Annotated in this window: 3 protein-coding genes and 1 pseudogene; 1 reads left to right on the plus strand and 3 read right to left on the minus strand. The window is 60.2% G+C overall.

Translation table 11 applies throughout. The features are described from left to right. Positions 1–350: pseudogene (locus LJE91_09185) on the plus strand (IS91 family transposase). Between the two features lie 563 nt (positions 351–913). On the opposite strand, the gene fghA reads toward LJE91_09185, so the two are convergent. From fghA to LJE91_09200, 3 genes are all read right to left on the minus strand, one after another. Continuing rightward, positions 914–1,750, minus strand: coding sequence for an S-formylglutathione hydrolase (gene fghA, locus LJE91_09190; GenBank protein ID MCG6868881.1), 837 nt, complete (start codon positions 1,748–1,750; stop codon positions 914–916). 10 nt (positions 1,751–1,760) lie between these two features. Beyond that, positions 1,761–2,870: an S-(hydroxymethyl)glutathione dehydrogenase/class III alcohol dehydrogenase gene (locus LJE91_09195; protein ID MCG6868882.1), complete on the minus strand. Its 1,110-nt coding sequence runs from the start codon at positions 2,868–2,870 to the stop codon at positions 1,761–1,763. 84 nt (positions 2,871–2,954) lie between these two features. Then, positions 2,955–3,332 carry a TlpA family protein disulfide reductase gene (locus LJE91_09200; protein ID MCG6868883.1) on the minus strand — a complete coding sequence of 126 codons (378 nt, stop codon included), beginning with the start codon at positions 3,330–3,332 and terminating at the stop codon, positions 2,955–2,957. Between the last annotated feature and the right edge of the window lie 79 nt (positions 3,333–3,411).

Raw genomic sequence — 3,411 nt, forward strand, 5'->3', positions numbered from 1 at the left:
ACGCGATTCCACGGCGTGTTCGCGCCGAACAGCAAGCATCGGGCTCTGGTGACGCCGGCGAAGCGGGGCAAGGGCAGCAAACCCGAATCTACCGCTGACGGCCTGGAGAAAACACCGCCGCAACGCCACGCGGCCATGAGCTTCAAGCGCAGCGCCTGAAGCGGGTGTTCGGCATCGACATCGAGACCTGTCCGGCCTGCGGCGGGGCGGTCAGGATCGTTGCCATCGAAGATCCCCAGGTGATCGAGAAGATCCTGACCCACCTGGATCGGAAAACGCCTGCCGCGGCACCGAACCGGTTACCCAGGTGTCGCACTCCTCCGCCTCCAGCGCTGTCTGGCCGACACTGAGGGAATCTACCTCGCCACCTGCGATTGCTGCTGCCCTGGCGGACGCGGCAGGAGGTCTTGTGGCCTGAAGGCCGGAATCGGGGGAGAATTGGGCGCAGAAGCACCAAAAATGACGGAGCAAGGCCCTCCGTGACAACGGATCCCATCAAGATTCAGAGTAGTGAAGTTCTTCACGCGAGGGGAAGGGGCCGAAATTGGCTGCGCGCATTGCCCGGGAGGGCTTTTATGCTTCTATACTTCGACGACCTGCTCGCACGTATCCGCGAATCCGTAAACGGGGGCTTCGTTCTTGGCGGCTCCCGTTTTGAGAGTAGAGACCGCGGTGATGCTCGGTAGGCGCACATGGAAAGGATCGCCCGGCAGGCCAAAGAAACCAGCACCGGACCATCGGCAGGCTAAGTTCCACATCTGAATCAGAAAACGTGGTCTGTCCCGGTTTACGTGCTCCATCGAGTCGCTTGGGTTCGCAGAGTCGGACCGAAGCTGGCGAAACTGCCAACCGGAACCGGCCGGAAGGCCTTCAGCGGACGCCGGAGAAACCGCTGAAAGCCCGCATGGGAGGGCTATTCGGACAAAGCCCTGGCGTGATAAGCCAGATGTTCGCCGATGAAGGTCGCGATAAAGTGGTAGCTGTGATCGTAACCATCCTGCATGCGTAAGGTCAGAGGAAAACCTCGTTCCCGACAGGCGGCCTCAATATCTTGGGGGTAGAGCTGATCGGCAAGAAATTCATCGTCGGTCCCATGATCGATCAACAAGGGTATCTCGGCCGCCCCCGCCCTGATCAGTTCGGTGGCGTCGTAGGCCTTCCAAGCCTCGCGGTTATCCCCCAGGTAGGCGCTGAAGCACCCCGTCCCCCAACCGCAGACCATCGGGTGACAGATAGGTGCAAAGGCGGAGACCGAGCGATAGGCCCCCTCCTCCTTGAGCGCGCAAATCAGCGCCCCATGGCCGCCCATCGAGTGCCCGGCAATCGACTTAAGCCCGGGAACGACGGGCAGTTCCGCTTCGTTCAGGGCCGGGAGTTCCTTGGTCACGTAGTCATACATCCGGTAGTGCGCAGCCCAAGGCTCCTGGGTTGCATTGACATAGAAACCCGCGCCTTGGCCGAGATCGTAACGATCCGGCACGTCCGCAACCCCCGGGCCCCGTGGACTGGTGTCGGGCAGTACCAATGCGATACCCAGTTCCGCGGCATAGCGCTGGGCTCCCGCCTTGGTGCGCACATTGTCATCGGTACAGGTCAGCCCCGAGAGCCAATAGACCGCCGGCACCTTCCGCGTCTTTGCGACGGGAGGCAGATAGACGGAGAAAGTCATGGTGCAGTTGCAAGCGTCCGATTCGTGCTGGTAACGGTTCAGCCAGCCGTCGAACTCTTTGATGCTTTCGATCTGCTTCATGCCGTGTATCTCAGAAGATGATGACGGACCGGATGCTTTCACCGCTATGCATCAGATCGAAGGCGCGGTTGATATCTTCCAACGGCATGGTGTGGGTCACCATGGAGTCGAGCTCGATTTCGCCTTGCATATAGCGATCCACATAGCCGGGCAGTTCGGTGCGGCCCTTTACGCCGCCGAACGCGGTGCCCTTCCAGGTGCGCCCGGTAACCAATTGGAACGGACGGGTGCAGATTTCCTGCCCCGCACCTGCCACACCGATGATGGTGGAGACACCCCAGCCCATGTGGCAGCACTCCAGGGCCTCGCGCATCACGTGGACGTTGCCGATGCACTCGAAGGAGTAATCCACGCCGCCGTTGGTCATCTCGACGATGGCCTCGGTCACGCTGCCGCTCAGGGTCTTCGGGTTGACGAACTCGGTGGCGCCCAAGGCCTTCGCGATCTCCCGCTTGTCTGGGTTGATATCGACCGCAATGATGCGTGAAGCCTTGGCCATGACTGCGCCCTGAATAACGGACAGGCCTATCCCCCCGAGCCCGAACACGGCTACCGTGGAACCGGGGTCCACCTTGGCGGTATTGAGCACCGCCCCGATGCCGGTGGTGACGCCACAGCCCAGCAGGCAGATCTTGTCCAGCGGCGCTTGCCTGTTCACTTTCGCCAGGGCGATCTCCGGCACCACCGTATACTCGGAGAAGGTGGAGCACCCCATGTAGTGGTAAATCGGTTCGCCGTTCATGGAAAAACGGCGGGTGCGATCCGGCATGTAACCGGTCCAGACCGTCGCGGCAATGGACTGGCAGAGGTTGGTCTTGGTCGAGTGGCAGTATTCGCATTCGCCGCACTCGGGGATATACAGCGGAATCACATGGTCGCCCGGCTTCAGGTCTTTTACCCCGGGACCGCATTCCACCACCTCACACCCGCCCTCATGTCCGAGAACACAGGGAAAGGCGCCTTCCGGGTCGTCGCCGGACAGCGTGAAGGCATCGGTGTGGCAGACTCCGGAAGCGATGACCTTCAGCAGGACCTCCCCTTCCTTCGGGCCTTCCACGTCGATGGTCTCGATCGAAAGGGGCTTTTTCGGCTCCCAGGCTACAGCAGCTCTTGCCTTCATGTACTCATTCTCCTATGGCTTGCGCAGTAAGTCGTTGTTAGTGCTGAGAACATTCAGCAGGTATTCTCTTCGTTTCCGACTTACTCATTCCAGGCCCCGGACCAACCCTAGCATCTCCTCGCTATCCCACTCCCGTTTGCCCGCAATGCGGTGGATAATCTCCCCGTTCCGGTTGACCAGGAAGGTCGTCGGCATCCCGACCACCCGCCAGCGTTGGCTGATGTTTCCATAACTGTCCAGCAGCACCTGGAAGTCTATGGGGTAGTCCTGACTGAAGGCCAGGACCGCCTCACGGTCTTCACCCACATTGATCGCCAGCATGACGACCGATTCATCCTGCAACTCAGCCCAGGCCCGGTTCATCGAAGGCAATTCTTCGCGACAGGGGGCACACCAGGTTGCCAAAAAATTGACCATCAGCACCTTTCCCCGATACTCGGAAGAATGATGGAAATGGGCTATCCACTTCGCGCAAGTACCTTCTACATCTTGTGGTCGGCACCATCTGTTCCCCCTACGAGTTTTCGGTAAGAGGGCGGAG

The organism is Gammaproteobacteria bacterium (assembly GCA_022340215.1).
Taxonomy (GTDB): domain Bacteria; phylum Pseudomonadota; class Gammaproteobacteria; order JAJDOJ01; family JAJDOJ01; genus JAJDOJ01.

What these genes read in the sequence shown, in the direction of transcription:
- fghA (MCG6868881.1), bottom strand. Translation starts at nt 1,750, where the DNA reads ATGAAGCAGATCGAAAGCATCAAAGAGTTCGACGGCTGGCTGAACCGT.
- LJE91_09195 (MCG6868882.1), bottom strand. Translation starts at nt 2,870, where the DNA reads ATGAAGGCAAGAGCTGCTGTAGCCTGGGAGCCGAAAAAGCCCCTTTCG.